We start from the raw sequence: 20532 nt of genomic DNA, 5'->3' as shown, positions 1-20532 counted from the left end.
GATTTAATTAAAAAAATCCTTCTTCAAGTGTTGTATAGTTTCTTCTCTATAGTAGCGGATATTCTTTATTCACGGAAAGATAACGGGGTATACCTTAACCAGTTTTTTTAGTTACAATAACTTTTTTATAAACCGATGCAGCATGCTAAAAAATTAGTAGGGTGCGTCTTGTATTTAAATAGGTCAATTATGCCATCTTTTGATATTGTTTCAGAAATCAATGAAGTTGAATTAAGGCATGCAGTAGAAAATGCGCTGCGGGAAATGGGCACACGTTTTGATTTCCGTGGTGTAGAATCCAGTATAGAACTGAAGGACTTAACAGTGACACTTAAATCGGAGTCTGATTTTCAGGTTAGACAACTAGAAGATTTATTTCGTAACCATTGTACTAAACGGGGTGTAAGTGCTGCCGGTGTTGATATGGAAGATAAACCTGTTCATATTGGTAAAACTTACTCTCTGTCAATGACCTTTAAACAGGGTATTGATCAACCAACAGCAAAAGATATTGTAAAATTAATCAAAGACAGTAAGGCAAAGGTACAAACTTCTATTCAAGGGGATAAAGTCCGGGTAACTGGCAAGAAACGTGATGATTTGCAAGAAGCCATTGCTTTGCTAAAGAAATCAGATATTGAGTTACCTTTACAGTTTGAAAATTTTCGCGATTAGCTGGACAGTTTTGTTTTTAATGATGACTGCGAAGGAATATTTATTTACAAGCGTAACAATGATTGCAAATAAATTTTTCGGCGAAAAAATGCCTAAAAAAAGCAATTTTATTTCAATAAATTAGAAATCCTTCGCCTTTAGAACAGGCAGAACCTCCGATTTTAACGAGGAGTTAGTTTTAAAACCGGGACTGGAATTGGACTGGAGCGCTTCAAAAAAAGCGCTGAATGGTCTATTATAAACCATATGGGTAATGACTATCCCTGGCTGAACCAAAATGTAATTTCAGTATAGGGAGATTGGTTTGGGGTGCGGTGTGTATACCTGCTTGTGGTGCAGGAAACCTAAAGTACTTCATAGATCGCCACCATGAGCGTCATTGAAGGCTCAGATACTCAGGAAGTCGTTGCCTGTATTAAATATCGATTAGTCATATTGCAAGATTCTTTCTTCTTTCCGCAACCTCAAATGCTGAACGATGGTTTTAGCCCCATCAACCAGATACTGACTAGACAAGTGGCGTAGGTACGGGAGCTTCATTGGCGAATAGTCGTTTTAACTAATCACCTTGATGCACTTATCGCAATGTTATTGCCGTTTAAACGCAAGAAGGCAGTGGTTGTTATTTTGTTCAAAAATAATTCTTGTGGTATAATTAAAGTGCACTTATCGGCAAGGAAGCACACGATGAAAAAATTAATTATTGCCTTAGGTCTATTTTTTCCAACCCTGTTTTTAACGGGGTGCGCGCCAACAACGGTTTATTCTCCTGGTTATAATAACGATTATGTTTACTCCGTTGGTTATTATGGCTACAGGCCTTCTTATTGGAATAGGCCTCTCTATTGGGGAAGACCCTATTACTGGGGCTCTTCTTATGGTTGGCGTAACATTGGTTGGCCTGGCTACCGCGGCGTTTATGGTTATCGAGGCTGGTATAATCGTGGTTGGTAAGCCCCTATTGTGAGCAGCTTCGCGCTTCTAAGTTGCTCACTAACTTCCTTTTTCTATAAATTCCTACTCGTTCTCACAAGCATCGACTAGATCATCACGTATAGGTTCACAAGGTTGGGCAAGTACGGTATAAACCTGCTTAATTTTTTTCGTACCAGTTTCTCTTTATTATTTATATGCTGGCACGATTGCTGCAGTTCTAGCAAAAGACTTATGAGTTTGTTGCCGAGTGGTATTGATGTTGAAAATAGAATGTCATGATCTGCTCACAAAAAAATGGACGAAGTCTATCCTGTGTTTTTTTTCCCATTGGGAAGATAGATTTTGTTGTATATAATTTGATATACCAAGGGCGCGAGGTGACATGAAAGGCTGGATCTTATACAAACGTAATAAGCAAGAGTTGCTGCCAACCGATCATGGTGTTAATCGGCTATTAGCAGCTGCTACTAGTTTACAGATAGAGCTTGATGTTTATAGACCTGAACAATTTGAATTGGTTATTACTCAGCATGATAAGAAAAGTATTTTGCTAGATGGTGCACGGGTGGCATTGCCTGATTTTCTCTTGCCTCGTTTAGGTGCCGAAACGTCTTATTTTGCTTTAGCAATTATTCGTCAATTGGAAAAATCGGGGGTATATACCTGTAATAATTCTGCTGCTATTGAAATAGTTAAAGATAAAATGCTCCTTAGCCAACTATTTGCGCAAAGTGACTTACCCTTTCCGAAAACGATGCTGGTTAAATTTCCAGTTCCTATCGCTCTTGTTGAACATGAAATTGGTTTTCCTTTAGTGATTAAGAATATTTCCGGTGCGCGCGGTATTGGGATACATTTATGCGAAACGGCAGAGAGTTTTAGGGATTTGATGGAACTGATTGGTACTCATAGTGGCGATCATCAGATGATTTTACAAGAGTTTGTTGCCAGCAGTTATGGACGTGATTTACGTGTTTTTGTATTGGGTACTAAGGTAATTGGTTGTATGAAACGTACGGCTAAGAATAGCTTTAAAGCGAATTATTCGCTAGGTGGTGAAGTGGCTCCCTTTGCCATTACCCCCGAAATAGAGAAATTGGCGATAGACTGTGCTGGTTTGTTTAATTTACAAATCGCTGGAATCGATTTGTTGTTTGATACCCAGGGTTTTAAAATTTGTGAAGCCAATTCTTCGCCAGGATTTAAAGGAATGGAGCTGGCAACAGGCGAAGATATTGCTCAGCAAATATTAAAGTATGTTGTTAAAGAAACAAAGATGGCTGCAAAAAGTTGACAGCACTCTATCAAACAAGACCCCTGCCTTTGTCATGGAAGTAAGCTGCAAGATTTGGATTGTATTCATCTCCTGCAGCCAGAAATTCACTATTCTTTTGCGCGAGATACGTATTCACCTTTTCGGGTATCAACTTTAATCAACTCGCCCGTTTGTACGAACAAAGGAACCCTCACCACAGCGCCTGTTTCCAGTTTTGCCGGTTTGCCGCCACCGCCAGAAGTATCGCCTTTAAGGCCAGGATCGGTTTCTGTGATTGCAAGAATAACAAAATTAGGGGGAGTGACCTGGATAGGTTCATTGTTCCATAAGGTAACCACACAAAGGTCCTGTTCTTTTAACCACTGTACCGCATCAGCTAAGGCTTCAGACGTTACCGCATATTGTTCAAAGCTGTCAGGAACCATAAAGTGCCATAGTTCACCATCCGTATATAAATATTGCATTTCGACATCAGCAACATCTGCTGAAGGTAGGGTTTCACCGGTTTTGTAAGTACGTTCAACGACACGCCCTGTTTTCAGATTCCGGATTTTCACACGTGTAAATGCCTGTCCTTTACCCGGTTTAACAAACTCACAATCGACAATGCTGCAAGGTGCATTATCAACCATAACTTTTAAACCATTCTTAAATTCATTGGTACTGTAGATTGCCATCAGTGCTCCACTGTTGAGATTTTGTTGCAATTTCGTTAGAGTTCGCAGTTTATCAATTTTGTACAATTAATGCGAGATTACTCTATAAGTTGGCAGAAGATTCTGGCGCAAGGCTTTGCCACCGTCAATGAATTGCTGGAATTTTTAGCACTACCTTCTGGTTTAGGTAGTACTGCTGCTGATAAACAGTTTAAAACCAGGGTTCCACGTAGTTTTGCTGCACGTATGCAACGCGGCAATCCCCGTGATCCGCTTCTTTTGCAAGTGCTTGCTGTTGAAGAGGAATTATCTGTTGCTGATGGTTACGTTGCGGATCCACTCCGTGAAAGCAAAGGTAATCCACTTCCTGGCTTATTACACAAGTATCAGGGGCGAGTATTGCTGACCTTAACGGGAGCCTGTGCTGTGAATTGCCGCTACTGTTTCCGACGGCATTTTCCTTATCAGAATAATAATCCGGGGCGTGATGGTTGGCAGCAGGTGCTTGATTATGTCCGTGCTGATACTAGCATCCGCGAAGTTATTTTGAGTGGTGGCGATCCGCTATTGGCAGCTGATGCAGTATTGGCTGAATTGATACAGCAATTAGAGGCTATCCGCCATCTACAAACGCTGCGTTTTCATACGCGCATTCCGATTGTTTTGCCGGAACGGATTAATAAGGATTTATTAAAATTACTCGGGACAACCAGATTACAAAAGGTTGTTGTTTTACATAGCAATCATGCGCAAGAGCTTGATGAACAGGTTGCAGAGGTATGCTCGGCTTTGCGCCAGGTTGGATGTCACTTGCTTAATCAATCTGTTCTTCTAAAAGGCATTAATGATGAAGCAACTATTTTGGCCGAATTAAGTGAGCGTCTTTTTGCCTGCGGAGTGCTACCTTATTATTTACATTTGTTAGATACAGTAGCGGGAGCTGCGCATTTTGATCTACCGCAAACAGCTGCCTTAGCAATTTATAGACAATTACAAAAACAATTACCGGGCTATCTGGTTCCCCGTCTAGCGCGAGAAGAACCAGGAAAAGCCAGTAAAACACTTTTAATCTAATTCGAACCGAGGCTATTGCGTTGAGCTCGCATAGAGCTGTAGTAACTTATCCTGAGCACAGTAATTACCATTAGTCATTGGTTTATAAGTACCATCTGCCTGCATCTCCCAGGCATTACAATTATCGCGCAAATAATTTTTAAAAATTTCTTGCTTGATGCGTTTCTGGCAGTTTTCATCAAGGATAGGGAACATAATTTCAATGCGATTATACAAATTCCGTTCCATCAAATCAGCACTGGAGCAATAGTAATGTTCTGCATGGTGGGTACGGAAATGATAAACGCGGTGATGTTCCAGGAACCGACCTACAATTGAAATGACGCGGATATTATCAGAGACCCCCGGAATACCGGGTTTAAGGCAACAAACACTCCGTACTAAAAGATTAATTTTCACCCCTGCCTGAGAGGCGCGATAAAGTGCCTGGATCATGGTTTTGTCAGTTAACCCATTGACCTTAATGTTGATCTCGGTCTCCTGGCCTTCGCGAGCACTTTGACTACATTCCTCTATTAACTGTAAAAGATTTTTTTGTAAGGTAAAAGGAGAATGACATAAGGCTTTAAGTTTTACTGTTTTTCCTAGGCCAGTCAGTTGCTGAAAGATAATTTGCGTGTCAGCTGTAATGGTTGGTTCGCTGGTTAATAAGCCAAGATCAGTATAACGTTTCGCCGTTTGCTCATGATAGTTACCAGTACCCAAATGGACATAGCGCTTTAATTTTCCATGCGTTCTACGCACGACAAGGGTCATTTTTGCGTGAGTTTTATAACCCATGACACCATAAAGAACCAGTACACCTGCTTCATGCAAATGATTAGCAAGTTTTAAGTTTGATTCCTCATCAAAGCGTGCGCGAAGTTCAACGACTGCCGTGACTTCTTTACCGGAGCGAGCGGCTTCTATCAACGCTTTAACCATTACTGATTCAGAGTGGGTTCGGTAAAGAGTCTGCTTGATCGCCAAAACATTGGGATCAGCAGCTGCCTGGTGAATAAAATCAATCACGACACCATAGCTCTGATAAGGATGATGAAGTAAAATATCCTGTTCATCTAATACATTGAATAAATTGCGTTTTTCGTGAATAAATTCGGGATATTGCACTGTCAGTGGCGGGTAGTTTAAATCGGGTCGATCCACTCTGTTAATGGCGCTGTAATAACGTTGCAGGTTTACAGGTCCATCACAGTGATAAGTGTCTTCATGATGTAAATGGTGCTTCTGTAATAGAAAATCAACAATGTTTGCTGGACATTGCTTATCAACTTCCAGTCTAACCACATGTCCATAGTGCCGGGAAAAAAGTTCGCGTTGTACCGCAACAGCCAAATCTTCTATTTCTTCTTCCCGCAAAAACAGATCGCTATTACGGGTCAGACGGAAGGGATAACAACCGTTTATTTCCATTCCAGGGAACAAGCTGTGAATATGGGTTTGTATAATTGATGCTAAATAGACAAAATAATTGCCGCCCGTTGTACAAAGTTCTGAGGGCAGCGGAATCATTCTAGGTAAAGAGCGTGGAGCATGCACTACAGCGTAATCAATGTTACGGTCAAAGGCGTCTTTCCCTCGTAATGAGATAATAAAGTTCAAACTTTTATTGAACAAACGCGGAAATGGATGTGCTAAATCGAGCGCTATAGGACTGACGATAGGTAAAATTTCATTTTTGAAATAATGTTTTGCCCAGAGATGGATATCTTCCGTCCAATCGTCAGTATTAAGAAAATGAATATTTTCCTTTTTCATCCCTGGAAGTAACTCTTTATTGAAGATGTCATAAAGTTCATCCGTGAGTAAATGAACTTTTTTACTCAATTGAGTAAAAATTTCATCGGGACGTAAACCATCTATGTTGAGTTTCCTTGATGACAAGGCAATTTTTTCTTTTAAACCGGCGACGCGGATTTCAAAAAATTCGTCAAGATTACCGCTACAAATGCAAAGAAAACGCATGCGCTCAAGTAATGGCACGCGTTCATCTTTTGCAAGTTGCAGTACACGCTCATTAAATGCAAGCGCGGTAAATTCTCGGTTGATATAGTATTCCGGGTTCTCTAAATCAATACTCAAACCAGGCTCCCCAAAAACATACATGGTAATAACGCTAGGGTAGTTGATCAGCCTTGTCGAAGGCAAGCGTTCTTATAGGCAGCTTGTTGCGTTTCTAGGGCAGCTTTATAGCGTTAATTTTAACGGACGATAAAGAAACAAATGCCAATAAAAGCAAGGAATCCCCAAAAGGGTGATAAAGGGAAATAGACTAGTGCTGCAAAAAACAACATGGAGATAACTACTATAGGCCAGGAGAAATAGATGCCGACAACCCCTTGGGCAACGGAAAAAGAAGCGGCAGCGAGTAAGGCCAATGCACCATATTGCACCGCAATCATAATTTTACGCGTTATGGGGCTATTATGACTACTTAGGACTTGGTAGCCAACGATAGCCATAATTAGGCCAGGTAAATTTAAACAGGCAACAGCCAGGATTAAGCCGGTCATTCCGGCTGCTTTATAACCGATTAAAGCCGATAATTTAACTGCAGTTAAACCAGGAAAAAGAAAACTTGAGCCAACCATGGCAACAAATTCTTCCGGGCTAATCCATTGACGGTAATTGACCGCTTCGTACTCCAGTAATTTCAGCATGGAGTTGCCGCCACCCAGGGAAATAAAGCCAATCTTGCCAAAACTGTAAATGATAGCCAGCAGATCTTTTATCATGACGCTAAAATTTGTTGTAGGAAATTGACATAGTCGCAAGAAATCTGACCTTTCAGCAAGTGGTTTGCTATCGTTGTGACCAATAATTGCGAATGCCCTTCAATACAGGCACTGAAAAAAATTCTTTCATTTAATTCCAGACGCGCTAATTCGAGCTTGATGGTCGGAACAGTGCTAAATTTGTACACTAAAGCTTCTTTTATTACCTCAATTTCCTGACTCTGAGTTTGCAGTTTGTTTAGTAAGTCAGCAGCAAGAAGATTATCGCTGCCTGGTATAAGTGCATCAGTAGGGTATTCGTTGAGATTAATTTTCTTGCTATATCCGCAGAAGGTTGTTTTCTCTAAGAGGGGTTTATAAAGTGGTTCAGAGCGCCGTCTCTTAATGTTGTAATTGCAATTGGGTAAGAGTAAATAACAATCTTCTCGATGCTTGACCTGATAATTGGATAAAAGAAGAAAGCGCTCATCCAAGCCATTTAAAGTAATAATCGTATCATCTGGCCAGAAAAAACGTGCTTCCCAACGAAGTTCATCTCTTCCCGCCAGAGGAAGCTTGTCTAAAGCGAGTAAGTTATTGTTACTAATTTCAAAATTCCAAACCAAACGTTTGCTCATAGCTCTCAATAAAAAATAATGATCTAGCGCAAGACGATACGGCAGCAAAACAAGATAAGCAAGTTATGTGTGTGCAATAGAAGAGGGCAATTAAACCAGGCAGAGCTTCGTCAAACCAGTTGAAAATTAAAAAATAAATTGCTTTTATCCCGGCTTTTTCTCTTGTGTGGGATGACTCGCAAAATGATTCAAGACAGGTATATACTAGGATTTACTCAATTAGTCCGTGTGATTACTCACCATTAAGGTAAAGGAAGGGATTGATATGGCTACACTTCTGTTTGTTATTTACTTGATATTCACCTTGGTGGTGCTCTATCACGGCATGAAGGCTTTAACCTGGGAAATAGGTACTGCAGTTTATTTGATACTTACCACCTTTGTATTTTCTATGCCTTGGTTCGCTGGTTTGTTAGTCTGGTTGGCAATAATCGTTGCTGTCACAATCATCCATGTCGAACATGTCCGTTTTGCTATCAGTGATTTTCTTTTTGATCGAGTAGGCAAATCAATTCCCAAGCTTACTAAAACAGAAGAAGAAGCTTTAAATGCTGGTGATACCTGGTTGGAGCAAGATATTTTTACGGGTTCACCTAATTGGGACAGGTTAGCCAATATTTCTTCAACACTGAGTGAAGAAGAACAATCTTTTCTTGATAATGAAACACAAACTCTATGCGGCATGATTGATGAATGGAAGGTAAGTCAGGCCGGTGATTTACCGGAGAATGTTTGGAAGTATATTAAAGAAAAAGGTTTTTTAGGGTTAGTAATTCCCAAGGAGTATGGAGGCAAGGGTTTTTCTGCACGGGCTCATTCTGATATCGTTATGAAAATTGCCAGTCGCTCAGGGGTTGCTGCAGTGACGGTCATGGTACCTAACTCTTTGGGACCAGGCGAATTACTTAATTATTACGGTACTACAGAGCAAAAAGAGCAATATTTGCCTAATCTTGCCAAAGGAGTGGATATACCCTGTTTTGCACTTACCGAGCCTGGAGCAGGTAGTGATGCGACCTCCATTCAGTCCGAAGCGGTGGTGGTTAAAAAGAAAATTGATGGCAAAATGATTTTGGGCCTGAAGATTAATTTGAATAAACGCTGGATTACGCTTGCACCTATTGCGACGTTAATAGGTTTGGCAGTGAATTTAAAGGATCCGGATGGTTTGTTGAAAGGTGAGGGGGCAGAAGGGATTACCTGCTTACTGATCCCCAGGAATACCGAAAATCTTGAAATAGGAAATCGCCATTTGCCTGCCGATCAACCCTTTATGAATGGTACTATCCGTGGAGAAAATATTTTTGTACCGATAACAACGATTATTGGCGGCCAAAAAAATGCTGGTCATGGGTGGCAAATGCTCGTTGAGTGTCTATCCATTGGTCGTTCAATTTCTCTGCCTGCATTAGGGGCGGCATCTTCGTCAATCGCTTATTTAACCACGGGTGCTTTTGCCAGAATCCGCCGTCAGTTTAATGTCGAAATTGGTCAATTTGAAGGGATAGAGGAAAAGCTCGCTGAAATTGCTGGTTTAAATTACTTAATCAATGCCAATCGCTTAATGACAGTTGCCGCTGTTAATGAACATAAAAAACCTTCTGTTGCTTCGGCCATCACGAAATATTTTAATACAGAACTTGCTCGCATAACGGTAAATAATGCCATGGATGTTCATGCAGGCCGTGCTGTTGTAGTTGGCCCGCGTAATTATTTGACTGGTTATTATCTAGGGGTGCCGGTTTCTATTACTGTAGAGGGTGCGAATATTATGTCGCGTAATTTGTTGATTTTCGGACAAGGGTCAATGGCCTGCCATCCCTTTGTACGCGATGAATTTTATGCTATTTCGAAAGAAGACAAAGCCACTTTCCGTTCTTTAATTTGGCAGCATATTCAGTATTTTATGGGTAATCTTGCCAAAACAATCTGTTCAGCATGGACAGGAGGACTTTTTATTTCTGCCCCGGCAAATAGTTTAAAGCGAGAATACCAGCGACTTGCTCGCTTAAGTCACGCTTATGCCTGGTTGGCCGATTTATCGTTAATTTATTTGGGTGGTGAGTTAAAGCGAAAGGAACGTTTATCGGCAAGATTAGCAGATGGCATGTCTTATCTTTATCTTGCTATGGCAGCATTGCTTTATTTTCAAAAAAATGAAGCGCATGCTGATGAAAAAGTGCATGCTGAATGGGCTGTTTCCTATTGTTTCTATCATGCGCAAAAAGCCATGATTGGCTTTTGCCAAAACTTCCCTTCCCGGCCACTGGGATTGTTAGTGCGTTTGTTGGCCTTTCCTTTTGGACAAACAATGCGTTATCCAAGTGATAAGCTGGATCATCAATTGGCAAAATTAATGATGCAAAATAACCATTATCGTGAGCAGATGACTAAATCACTCTACCTCAGTGGGGATTCGAAACAGCCCGTCGATAGGATGGAGAATGCTTTACAGCTTATCATCAAACACGAGGAGCTGTTCAAAAAAATTAGTGGTCTCAAACGGTTTAAATTTGACGCTTTGAAAGAAAAACTGATCGACAAAGTCAATAAAGGTGAACTATCTCAGGAAGACATGGATGCAATTGTTGCTGTAGAGCGGGCGCGCTGGGATGCTATTCAAGTCGATGAGTTTTCTTTTGAGTCGATGAAGAATAAACAATTTTCTTCTGTTATTGATGGTTTTCCGAATCCGTTGGATTAATAGACGGTTTTACGGTCTCTTAACGGTTGCAAACGTTGGTTACTGCTCTTTAAAGGCTGTGAATTTGCTATAATCATTAGAATTCCAAGAGGTAAGTCTTCGAATTCATGAGGATAAATTGCAAGATGGCCTGGGATGACGATTTCGCATCCATTAAGGATTAGATTTTTATTGGTAATGAATTATATGAGAGTGAATTATGGCTAGATCGAAAGTAACGCGTAAAGGTAAACACGAGTTATTGCCACCTGCTAAGGCTTTTGGGCAAATCATCGAAGTGGCTACTACTACTGAGGCAATTGATTATGCTTGTGAACAGGCAAAAGCTAAATTTACGCAAACTGGGGTAATTAACAAAGGACCCGCTCAGACAATGTTGAAAAAGATGGATAATGCTCGCCAGAATGTCCATTATCTGCGCGGACCGAATGGTCAGCCTTGGAACGGTGAGATTAGTGCTAGCAATCCTTATGAAAATATGCAGCAGAATCTGGCGAAACAAGAAGCAGACCTTATGAATGACAAAATTCAGGATAAGGGTGTTGTAATGGATTATGCGTTCAGCCAAAAAGGCGACTATAGACGAGGCATTACCATAGATGGGGTTGAAATGGATGCTGAGAACGATGAAGATCGTGAAAAAATTGAAGTCGTTGATAATTTATTTAATACCTGGCTTGCGAGCAATCACTATCGTAGTGATGATAGTGTCATCTATAAAAGCAATGAGAGTGGTGATTTTATTGTAGACAAGAAAGGCAATAAGGTTAGAGCTAGTGGTGATGAGCTTAGCGATCTTATGAAAGGGGATAACGGATTTGAAAGCTATATGCAGGATCAAGGGATTGACGTGACTACACGGCAACAGTCCTTCCCGGGAGAAGAGCCTGCCGCTGCGGTGAGCAAAAAGCAACAGCAAGCCACTCAGCCCACCTCTGTACAAGAAGTGGACATCGAAGAGGTTCCCGATTATGAGGGGGTTCGAACTCCAAAGAGTTAAGTACGAGAAATGGTATTGGCGAATTTGAGTCGTTCAGAGGAGCCAATATCAATCCATAAACCCTGGTAGAGCTCTCCGCTGGCCAGGTTCTTGCCAGCCAAATCGCGAAGTATAGGAACAACGGAGTATCTGCCTGTTTTGCATTGTTCAAAAACTTCTGGACGATAACAAGTTATTCCCGCAAAAGTATATAATCTTTCGTTAGTTAGCTGTTGTTGATTACCCAAACCAAAATCACCCTGATTATGCTGTGGATTAGGAACCAGAACCAGATGAACCATAGTTTCTTCCGTCAGGTGTAATTGCGTGAAGTCATAATCAGTAAAAACATCGGCGTTAACAGTTATAAAAGGTTTTTTGCCTAACAAAGGCAAAGCGGCGTGAATGCCGCCGCCTGTTTCAAGTCCGCCCGGCGGCTCAGGAGAATAGCAGATTTCAACTCCCCACTGGGCACCATTACCAAAATGTTGGCGTATTTGCCCGCCCAGGTAAGCATGATTAATAACGATACGTTCAAACCCCAATTGGGCAAGTCTTTCCACGTGATATTCAATTAATGGTTTGTTGTGTACCTGGCACATGGCTTTGGGTATTGTGTCAGTAAGGGGTTTAAGGCGTACTCCCCTGCCGGCAGCTAAAATCATGGCAGTTTTCATGGTAAACGAATCCTATTTTGCATGAATTGATAAAAAGGATGTAATTCTTCGTAGGTTTCGAGACACGCCATTACATAATGATGGGTTAGCGGTAAGTCCTGCAAATAATTGGCTTTATTATCACGCAAATACAAGCGGGAGAAAACACCGAGCACTTTTAAATGGCGTTGTAGACCACACCAGTCGAAGGCACGTGTAAATGCTGATAAAGACCAACCTGTTGCACTGGGTGCTTGACTATGGAAAGTAGTCAGCCATTTCATGACCTGTTCGCGAGGCCATTGGATGTAGCAATCTTTCAGGAGAGAGACCAGGTCATAAGTAAAGGGGCCACGCATTGCATCCTGAAAATCGATAATTCCTAAAGCATGATCTTCATGTTCAGCAAGCAACATAATATTGCGTGAATGGTAATCGCGGTGAATAAAGCACTGTGGCTGTTCCAGGATTGTGTCGCACAGTTGAGCAAATGTTTCATCTAATAGTTTTTCTTCTGCTGCAGTTAGTTTTATTTTTAAATAAGCATCTAAAAACCATTCCCGAAAGACATTTAACTCATACATGATGAAGGGCCTATCAAAGATAGGCAGTTGTGCCGTTGCTTGAGTTGAACATTGCTGCATTTTGATGAGTGTATTCATAGCCATAGGGTATAATTTGTTGGCCGTTTCTACGTTGAGATGATTGAGTAGCAACGCGTCACCAAAATCATCCAGCAGAGCAAAGCCTTGTTCTTTATCGACGGCATGGATCTGTGGGGTACGTACACCAGCAGTGGTTAACAAGCCAGTTACAGTGAGAAAAGGTTGTAACGCTTCTTTATCAGGGGGGGCATCCATAACTACTTGGGTCATCGAATTATGGTGAAGACGGAAATAACGCCTGAAACTGGCATCACCTGCTAGAGGATGTAGGGTAAATTTAGACGGGGCAAGCACTTTTTCAAGCCAGTTGTTAAGTGCGTTTTGTCGATTATGCATGTTATACTCCTCAGCCTTGTTTTTTAGAGCCGGCCATGAAATTCTACAGAATTTACTGAGAGAATTTCACGTAGACTCTTGCTTGCAGGTGTCATGTTTTTTTGCAATTGACAGGATCTGTTGGCATTTCGCTAGCTTGATCCGAAAAACAATGCTTTTCGGCCAAGATAGTAGAAATGTCAATAGATCCTAAATTATCATGCACCTTGTGCATGTGGATCATAAGGTATTTTGGTGACGCTGAACATTAGGCTTGATGCTATACCGCAAGTAATTCATAAAATGATTTGTCATCGCTACGTGTTTGCAGGTTTTATTGCAACCAGCACGCTGGCTATAGGCACGTATCATGTGGCGACTTATGCTTCTGATATTATGATGGAGCCGGTGCAAGCTTGCGTAATCGCGCGTGATGTTGAGTTAAATGCAGTTGGTCGTTCTAGAATTGCTCAATGCCTGGGTTGGCAGGAAAATGCCCCTTTTTCTGTTTGCCGAGGCTCTTATAAACCGCTTACGGTTATACCGCTTGCGGATGATGAAATACGAATCATGGCCAATAATGTGTCTTTTTATAATCAAGGCCGCTCCCAATTGTCTGGCGATGTTGAAGTCCAACAAACTGAACGGATTGTCAATGCGCAAACTGCTTATGTTTACCGCGATGCCAAATCGAATAAAGTAACCAAAATTGAATTATTTGGAGAGGTAAAATATTTAGAGCCAGAGCGTTTAATGATTGCAAGAAAGGCCACTATTAATCCACAAGATAAGTCCGGGCAAGTTGAAGATGTTCTCTATCGGTTTAATTCACAACGTCAAGGCGCCATTTTGCCAGCTTGGGGACGTGCTAGCCTGATTCAACGATTCGCTAATCAAGATTATCGATTAGAGCAGGCTACTTATAGTAATTGTGCACCGGAGGACAAAGCTTGGCAAATTGAAGCAGAAACGATTACTCTCGATAAAGCCAAGGCAACAGGGGTAGCACGAAATGCTAAATTACGTGTAGGTGGTTGGCCAGTGTTTTATACACCCTATTTTAGTTTTCCTACCTCTAAAGAGCGTAAATCAGGCTTCTTAATGCCAATTATTGGAACGTCGAATGTTGGTGGTTTTGATTACGCCCAACCCTATTATTGGAATATAGCGCCCAATTATGATGCTACTCTTATCCCACACGTTTATTCACGCCGTGGCCTGATGATGGGAGGCCAGTTTAGGTATTTGACCACTCATTCTTATGGGGTATTCAACGGTCGTTTTTTACCTAATGATCGCGCTTTTCGCAATTTTATACTGGATAATGAAGTGCAATACCCACAATTGCGGGGTACTTCAACAGACAGATGGTCTGTACAGTTGAAAGATAGCACGCAATTCAATCCTCATTTGCATATGGGGATTAATTTCCAACAGGTTTCAGATCCCTATTATCTGCAGGATTTTAGTTCGAATCTTGCCATACTCACTGAGCGACAATTATTACGTCAAGGGGATTTGACCTACACCACAGAGAATTGGCTATTTCGTGGCATGCTCCAAAGTTATCAAACCTTGCGCCCAGTCAATCAAACACCTATTGAGGATGTTTACCAGCGGTTACCACAATTAATGGCACGGGGCGTTTATGATGATTTACCTCTTAGAGGTAATTTCTCTTTGTTGGGACAATTTGACTACTTCCAATGGCCAGATAGTCGTTTATTAAAACCAGAAGGACCGCGTTATCACTTAAATCCGGTTTTATCTTTTCCTCAAATGAAGCCCTGGGGATTTATTACGCCTTCCGTGGAACTGGTAGAAAATTACTATGATGTGAAACAAAACCGTACTTTTTTTGACAGGGATGCCTTTCCATTAAACAATAGCCCTTATTTCTTAAATACAAATGCTTATGGTAGTAATTATTATCCTTATGGATTGAATTATTACAGCTCTTATGCATTGAATAGCAATGGTACGCCTTTAAGCAGACAATTTAATCGTACAATACCTCGCTATAGTGTTGATGGTGGGTTGTATTTTGAACGCCCTGTCAATGTTATGGGTAAAATGTTTACCCAGACTTTAGAACCCCGTCTTTACTATCTTCATGTCCCTTTTCATGATCAAACGCCTATTCCTGTGTACGATTCTGGTTATATGATATTTAATACGGATCAACTTTTTCGTACTAACCGTTTTTCAGGGTTTGATCGTATCGGCGATGCTAACCAATTGAGTTATGCCGTTAGCTCACGCTGGCTCTCAGATCAAACAGGCGGAGAAAAAGCGACAGTTTCCATTGGTCAAATTCGTTATTTTGCTAATCGGCGGGTACAGCTCTGTCAGAATAACATGGGAACTTGTGTCGATAACCCTTTAACGTTGGGTTATCTGTCGCCTCTTGCGAAATCATCCCCTATAGCAAGTCGTGCAGTCTATCGTTTTCATCCAGCTTGGGTGTTAACTGGTGATTATGTTTGGGATCCCTATACAAGTGCAACCAATAATGGCCATCTCAATTTTCATTACCAACCAGCAAAAAATCAAATTGTTAGTGTCGGATATACCTACTTGGTTAATGGGGATATTACGCAAGTAGCTAATAGCCAAGTGCAGGATAATTCTTTGCACCAGGCAACCTTCGCCTATGCCTGGCCTTTAAATGAAAGATGGAGCACCTTAGGTGCTTATAATTATAATTTAAGTAAACGGTATGCAATGATGACTTTTTTGGGGCTACAATATGATAGTTGTTGTTGGGCAGTAAGGTTGCTGGGAGGACGCACCTTCCAGAATTTAAATACCCAATTGCAGCCAAGATATAATAATAATGTCTATTTACAGATTTTATTGAAGGGGCTAGGCTCTGTTGGAAATAGCGACCCAGCTAGTACAATACACACTTATGTTCCAGGTTATACGGATAGTTTTCATAGTTAGAGGTTGATTTTGTTTTAAATTAATTAAAGTTGCTTGTATTTTGATTAAGAATGGCCTAAATTGCCGGAAAAAAGATAGAGGATAATCGCATGCTAAAGCGGATTGCATTTTTGTTGTTACTCTTACCAGCCATGGTTATTGCAGGGCAGCCTTTGGATAAAGTGGTCGCTGTTGTTAATGATGGTGTTATTACAGAGAGTGAACTGAATTCTCAGGTCGAAATTTTACGACAGCAATTGGAGGCTAAACAAATGCAATTGCCTTCAGATACTGTCTTACGTAAACAAGTATTACAACATCTAATCGATGTTGATTTGGAGCTGCAAGTAGCGAAGCAAAATGACATTACAGTGGATACCGCCGATTTAAATGAAGCGCTCAATAAAATTGCAACGAATAACCATTTAACCCTGACTCAGCTGCGAGAAGAAGTAAGCAAGCAAGGGTTAAGTTGGCAAAACTATCGGGAAAATATCCGTAAAGAAATGCTGATTAGCCGGTTGCAACAAAAAGCAGTGGGTAAAGACGTAGTCGCTGTGACAGCTCAACAGGTAGAAGAGTACATGAAAACGGCGCAACAGGATGATAAAACGAAACAGACTTATCATCTGCAAAATATTGTGATTCCTGTACCGGAAGAGCCCACAACAGAGCAATTAAACAAAGCCCACCAAAAAGCGAAAGATTTGCTTGTTAAACTAAAACATGGTGATGATTTCAATCGGATGGCGATTGCCGAATCGAGTGGGGAATTTGCTTTGGAAGGTGGCGATTTGGGTGAACGTCACCTTGCCGAACTTCCCGAGATTTTTGCCAAGCAGGTAGTGAACATGAAGGTGGGTGAAATTGCTGGACCAATACGTACAGGAAACGGTTATCAGTTGATCCAATTAACAGCTATCGGTGGCAATGATGAACACCATGAGGTTACTAAAACGCATGTGCGTCATATTTTGTTAAAGCAGGATGCCAGTATGACCTCAACTGAAGCAAGTAAACAGGCCAATAATTTGTATCAACAGCTAAAGGCAGGTAAAGATTTTGCGCTGATGGCCAAGCAATATTCACTTGATGCTGCCAGTGCTGTTAAAGGTGGTGATTTAGGATGGGTGACTGCTGGCGAATTGGTACCAGAGTTTGAGAAAGTTATGGATGCATTGCCGCTGCATAAGGTTAGTAAGCCCGTAAAAACACCTTTTGGTTGGCATTTAATTGAGGTTTTGGAGCGCAAAAAGATTGACGATTCAGCCTCTTTCAAGCGTCAACAAGTCAGGCAATTTTTGCAACAGCGGAAATTTACGGAAGCAGTACAAAATTGGCAGCAACATTTGCGTGCAGAAGCCTACATTAATATTTTGGATAAGCAATTAGCATGAAACCCCTACTGGTTAGTAGTGGTGAGCCAGCAGGGGTAGGGCCTGATTTATGTCTTGCTCTTGCTGCTTATGATTTACCTCTAGTTATTTTAGCTGATAAGGATTTGCTTGCTCAGCGGGCAGCAGAATTGAAATTACCAATTACTTTTTCTAATTATCAACCCGATGCTCCTGTTATCACTAAGCCAAATCACTTGACGGTTTTATCTATCCCTTGCGTTGCCAGGGTTGTTCCTGGGCAATTGAATCCTTTAAATGCAAGCTACGTAATTAATATGCTGAGTTTGGCAACGGAGAAATGCCTGCAAGGTGAATTTGCTGCTCTGGTTACTGCCCCTGTACATAAGGCTATCATTAACCAGGCCGGTATTGCTTTTACTGGCCATACCGAATTTCTGGCAAAGCACTGTAATGCAGAGACAGTCGTTATGCTATTGGCTTGTGAATCCATGAAAGTTGCTTTAGTCACTACTCATCTTCCCTTGCGAGATGTGGCTGATGCCGTCACTAAACCCTTAATTACTTCAGTAGTTGAGTGTTTACATACAGCGCTAAAATTTGATTTTGGCCTGAGCAATCCATGTATTTATGTAGCGGGTTTAAATCCTCATGCCGGCGAGGGGGGGTATTTAGGGCGAGAGGAAATTGAGGTTATTACTCCTGCCCTAACCGAGTTAAAGGCAAAAGGGATTAATGTCCAGGGGCCTTTCCCTGCAGATACCATGTTTACACCGCGTAATCTGCAGCACTGCGATACCTTTGTTGCTATGTATCATGACCAGGGGTTATCTGTATTAAAATACGCTGGCTTTGGTTCGGCAGTAAATGTGACCCTTGGGTTACCTATTATTCGTACCTCTGTTGATCATGGGACAGCGCTGGATTTGGCAGGTACCGGTTTGGCTGAGACTGGTAGTTTGCTGGCCGCAGTCCGTATGGCAGAATCAATGGCAAGAATAAGAGAAAGCAGAAATGACTATCATTAGTTTAGTTGCTGCAGTCGATGAAAATCGAGGTTTGGGAAAAGATAATCATTTGCTTTGTCATTTGCCAGCAGATCTTAAACATTTTAAAACCCTCACTATGGGGAAGCCGATCATCATGGGACGGAATACTTATGACTCCATCGGAAAACCCTTAGCAGGAAGGTTGAATATTATTTTAAGTAGACGAAACCTTTCCCTCGAAGGCGTAGAAATAGTCGACTCGCTTACGAAGGCTTTAGCCTTGGTAAAAAATGCGCCTGAGGTGATGATTATTGGAGGGGCCACTGTTTATGAACAAGCCCTCGGCCTGGCTTCACAGGTTTATCTTACAGTGATTCACCATCAATTTGATGCTGACGTTTTCTTTCCTGCGATATCCAAAGCAGATTGGCAGTGTAAGGAAGCTGTTTTTCAGCAGCACGATGAAAAAAATAAGTATGATATGACTTTTTATCGCTACGAGCGAATCTAGGGTTGGAAGCGAGCCCTAACTATTGTCACATTGAATGTGGTTAAAATTGTCGATTCGACAATGTTGGCCACAAGCAATCTCATTAAAGCTATTAATGACACAATTTTCATCACGTCTTTGAGCACAGGCTACTTTTAAGTGTGATTTCACGCAACCATAGCCGCAGCTAATATGTCCAAAGCTATCAGCAACACATTGTTGATCAGGCATTCTTGCACAAGCAACCCGATTAATTGAGCGCAAACAATTGAATCCACAGACTTGTTCGCCGAACGGGCCTTTTATACATTGTTGAGTAGTCTGAGAGTGGCCATGGTAGCGGCTGGGATATTGGGTTTGGTATGGATTGTTATAAGAGCCATGCTGATGTGTGCGTTGCTGTTCATCGATCAGTATAAGGTAATTATCAGTAATAATTTCATGGCCAGCATAGGAAATATTACAATGATGATAACCGGGCCAGGTTTTGCCCGGTTGCCTGCTTCCCTTAAAAAAAGCCTGGCATAAGAATAGTGGGGCACCATTGCTATCACGGCCAATTCTTAGAGGGGACTCTCTATTATCTCCTTGCCACTGGGTGTGGTTAAACAATTGTCTGGGAGGTATATCAAATTGGTCGATGATGTATTCTTTTCCACCATAGGGGACATTACAACGGCCATAACCCTCCCAGGTTTTACCCGGCTGAGTGCTATTAAATAAGCGAGCCAGACATAGATACAAAGGTTTACCATTGGTATCGGTTCCAGTTCTTAAAGCGTTTGCCAATGAGTGAGTCGGATAATGATGGTAATGGTTGTCATTGGCAGAAGCTAAGGGTGATAGGCAGAATGCCAAGAAGAGAGAATAAATTATACGCATTATTCAATTCCAAGCTATCGTGTTAATAATTTACTCAATAGATTAGCTTATACGATACTGCCTGGCAAGCAATGCTCCCTACTGGCTGACTAACTAAAGGGGATGACTGAGGAGAAATCCTAAATGTTAGAAATAAATTTAAGTAAAAATGAAAAAAGTGTTTGACAAGGAAGAGCGGATGAGTAGAATACGCATCACGCCTTCGGGGCGGGTTCATTAAGAAGTGGAAGACAAACTGTGTGGGCGCTTCGAGGAATTGGAGTGCTAAATAGAGACAAAGAAGTAAAGAAGCTAGTATTTGAGCTAGCACAGGAATTGAACTGAAGAGTTTGATCCTGGCTCAGATTGAACGCTGGCGGCATGCCTAACACATGCAAGTCGAACGGCAGCACGGTCTAGCTTGCTAGATGGGTGGCGAGTGGCGCACGGGTGAGTAACGCGTAGGAATATGCCTTGAAGTGGGGGATAACTTGGGGAAACTCAAGCTAATACCGCATAAGCTCTTAGGAGGAAAGCTGGGGACCGTAAGGCCTGGCGCTTCAAGATTAGCCTGCGTCCGATTAGCTAGTTGGTGGGGTAAGGGCCTACCAAGGCGACGATCGG

The 20532-nt window shown here is 41.5% G+C and carries 18 protein-coding genes and 1 rRNA gene; 12 read left to right on the top strand and 7 right to left on the bottom strand.

From position 1 onward, the window contains the following. Nucleotides 1–189: 189 nt before the first annotated feature. The 4 genes from ACN4Z1_RS00095 to ACN4Z1_RS00080 all read left to right on the top strand — a co-directional run bounded on the left by ACN4Z1_RS00095 (nt 190) and on the right by ACN4Z1_RS00080 (nt 2905). A complete protein-coding gene (locus ACN4Z1_RS00095) occupies nt 190–675 on the top strand; it encodes a YajQ family cyclic di-GMP-binding protein (RefSeq protein WP_228363724.1) in 486 nt (161 codons plus the stop codon). Nucleotides 676–1044: 369 nt separating this feature from the next. Beyond that, the gene (locus ACN4Z1_RS00090) at nt 1045–1200 is read left to right on the top strand and encodes a hypothetical protein (RefSeq protein ID WP_228363725.1); all 156 of its coding nucleotides are present in this window, start codon (nt 1045–1047) and stop codon (nt 1198–1200) included. A 162-nt stretch (nt 1201–1362) separates the two neighbouring features. Further along, nucleotides 1363–1629: a hypothetical protein gene (locus ACN4Z1_RS00085; protein ID WP_228363726.1), complete on the top strand. Its 267-nt coding sequence runs from the start codon at nt 1363–1365 to the stop codon at nt 1627–1629. A gap of 364 nt (nt 1630–1993) precedes the next feature. Continuing rightward, on the top strand, nt 1994–2905 hold the full coding sequence (locus tag ACN4Z1_RS00080; RefSeq protein ID WP_228363727.1) for an ATP-grasp domain-containing protein: 912 nt from the start codon (nt 1994–1996) through the stop codon (nt 2903–2905). Between the two features lie 89 nt (nt 2906–2994). On the opposite strand, the gene efp is transcribed toward ACN4Z1_RS00080, so the two are convergent. Further along, complete coding sequence (efp, locus tag ACN4Z1_RS00075) at nt 2995–3564, bottom strand: elongation factor P (protein WP_058446250.1); 570 nt, start codon at nt 3562–3564, stop codon at nt 2995–2997. A gap of 69 nt (nt 3565–3633) precedes the next feature. On the opposite strand from efp, the gene epmB reads away from it, so the two are divergent. Continuing rightward, entirely contained in the window at nt 3634–4617 is a 984-nt protein-coding gene (epmB, locus tag ACN4Z1_RS00070; protein WP_228363728.1) for an EF-P beta-lysylation protein EpmB, read from the top strand. A 12-nt stretch (nt 4618–4629) separates the two neighbouring features. Here the strand turns inward: epmB and ppk1 are convergent, their stop codons facing one another. From ppk1 to ACN4Z1_RS00055, 3 genes are all read right to left on the bottom strand, one after another. Beyond that, on the bottom strand, nt 4630–6699 hold the full coding sequence (gene ppk1, locus ACN4Z1_RS00065; RefSeq protein WP_181879299.1) for a polyphosphate kinase 1: 2070 nt from the start codon (nt 6697–6699) through the stop codon (nt 4630–4632). A gap of 119 nt (nt 6700–6818) precedes the next feature. Then, complete coding sequence (locus tag ACN4Z1_RS00060; protein WP_228363729.1) at nt 6819–7352, bottom strand: chromate transporter; 534 nt, start codon at nt 7350–7352, stop codon at nt 6819–6821. After that, nucleotides 7349–7969, bottom strand: a complete 621-nt coding sequence (locus ACN4Z1_RS00055) for a hypothetical protein (RefSeq protein ID WP_228363730.1) — start codon at nt 7967–7969, stop codon at nt 7349–7351. The genes ACN4Z1_RS00060 and ACN4Z1_RS00055 overlap by 4 nt, the downstream gene beginning before the upstream one ends. A gap of 265 nt (nt 7970–8234) precedes the next feature. Here ACN4Z1_RS00055 and ACN4Z1_RS00050 point away from each other — a divergent pair, with 265 nt between their 5' ends. Continuing rightward, nucleotides 8235–10673 carry an acyl-CoA dehydrogenase gene (locus tag ACN4Z1_RS00050; RefSeq protein WP_228363731.1) on the top strand — a complete coding sequence of 813 codons (2439 nt, stop codon included), beginning with the start codon at nt 8235–8237 and terminating at the stop codon, nt 10671–10673. Between the two features lie 199 nt (nt 10674–10872). Next, a complete protein-coding gene (locus ACN4Z1_RS00045; RefSeq protein ID WP_115220217.1) occupies nt 10873–11673 on the top strand; it encodes a hypothetical protein in 801 nt (266 codons plus the stop codon). On the opposite strand, the gene murU is transcribed toward ACN4Z1_RS00045, so the two are convergent. Together murU and ACN4Z1_RS00035 are read right to left on the bottom strand one after the other, a co-directional pair. After that, nucleotides 11670–12329 carry an N-acetylmuramate alpha-1-phosphate uridylyltransferase MurU gene (gene murU / locus ACN4Z1_RS00040; protein ID WP_228363732.1) on the bottom strand — a complete coding sequence of 220 codons (660 nt, stop codon included), beginning with the start codon at nt 12327–12329 and terminating at the stop codon, nt 11670–11672. The genes ACN4Z1_RS00045 and murU overlap by 4 nt on opposite strands. Further along, nucleotides 12326–13309: an aminoglycoside phosphotransferase family protein gene (locus ACN4Z1_RS00035; RefSeq protein ID WP_228363733.1), complete on the bottom strand. Its 984-nt coding sequence runs from the start codon at nt 13307–13309 to the stop codon at nt 12326–12328. Before ACN4Z1_RS00035 ends, murU begins: the two co-directional genes overlap by 4 nt. 282 nt (nt 13310–13591) lie before the next feature. On the opposite strand from ACN4Z1_RS00035, the gene ACN4Z1_RS00030 reads away from it, so the two are divergent. The 4 genes from ACN4Z1_RS00030 (at nt 13592) to ACN4Z1_RS00015 (ending at nt 19068) form a co-directional block, all read left to right on the top strand. Then, nucleotides 13592–16234, top strand: coding sequence for an LPS-assembly protein LptD (locus ACN4Z1_RS00030; protein WP_370634580.1), 2643 nt, complete (start codon nt 13592–13594; stop codon nt 16232–16234). A gap of 89 nt (nt 16235–16323) precedes the next feature. Beyond that, nucleotides 16324–17610, top strand: a complete 1287-nt coding sequence (locus ACN4Z1_RS00025; protein ID WP_228363734.1) for a peptidylprolyl isomerase — start codon at nt 16324–16326, stop codon at nt 17608–17610. Continuing rightward, complete coding sequence (gene pdxA, locus ACN4Z1_RS00020) at nt 17607–18596, top strand: 4-hydroxythreonine-4-phosphate dehydrogenase PdxA (RefSeq protein WP_228363735.1); 990 nt, start codon at nt 17607–17609, stop codon at nt 18594–18596. The genes ACN4Z1_RS00025 and pdxA overlap by 4 nt, the downstream gene beginning before the upstream one ends. Next, complete coding sequence (locus tag ACN4Z1_RS00015; RefSeq protein ID WP_228363736.1) at nt 18583–19068, top strand: dihydrofolate reductase; 486 nt, start codon at nt 18583–18585, stop codon at nt 19066–19068. The genes pdxA and ACN4Z1_RS00015 overlap by 14 nt, the downstream gene beginning before the upstream one ends. Before the next feature lie 15 nt (nt 19069–19083). Here the strand turns inward: ACN4Z1_RS00015 and ACN4Z1_RS00010 are convergent, their stop codons facing one another. Then, nucleotides 19084–19929, bottom strand: a complete 846-nt coding sequence (locus ACN4Z1_RS00010; RefSeq protein WP_228363737.1) for a DUF3421 domain-containing protein — start codon at nt 19927–19929, stop codon at nt 19084–19086. A gap of 317 nt (nt 19930–20246) precedes the next feature. On the opposite strand from ACN4Z1_RS00010, the gene ACN4Z1_RS00005 reads away from it, so the two are divergent. Continuing rightward, nucleotides 20247–20532, top strand: a 16S ribosomal RNA gene (locus ACN4Z1_RS00005); the annotation flags it as partial.

The sequence above is a fragment of the Legionella sp. ST3F1 genome (assembly GCF_048553315.1).
Taxonomy (GTDB): Bacteria; Pseudomonadota; Gammaproteobacteria; order Legionellales; family Legionellaceae; genus Tatlockia; species Tatlockia donaldsonii.
This window is presented reverse-complemented; position numbering and strand designations above follow the sequence as displayed.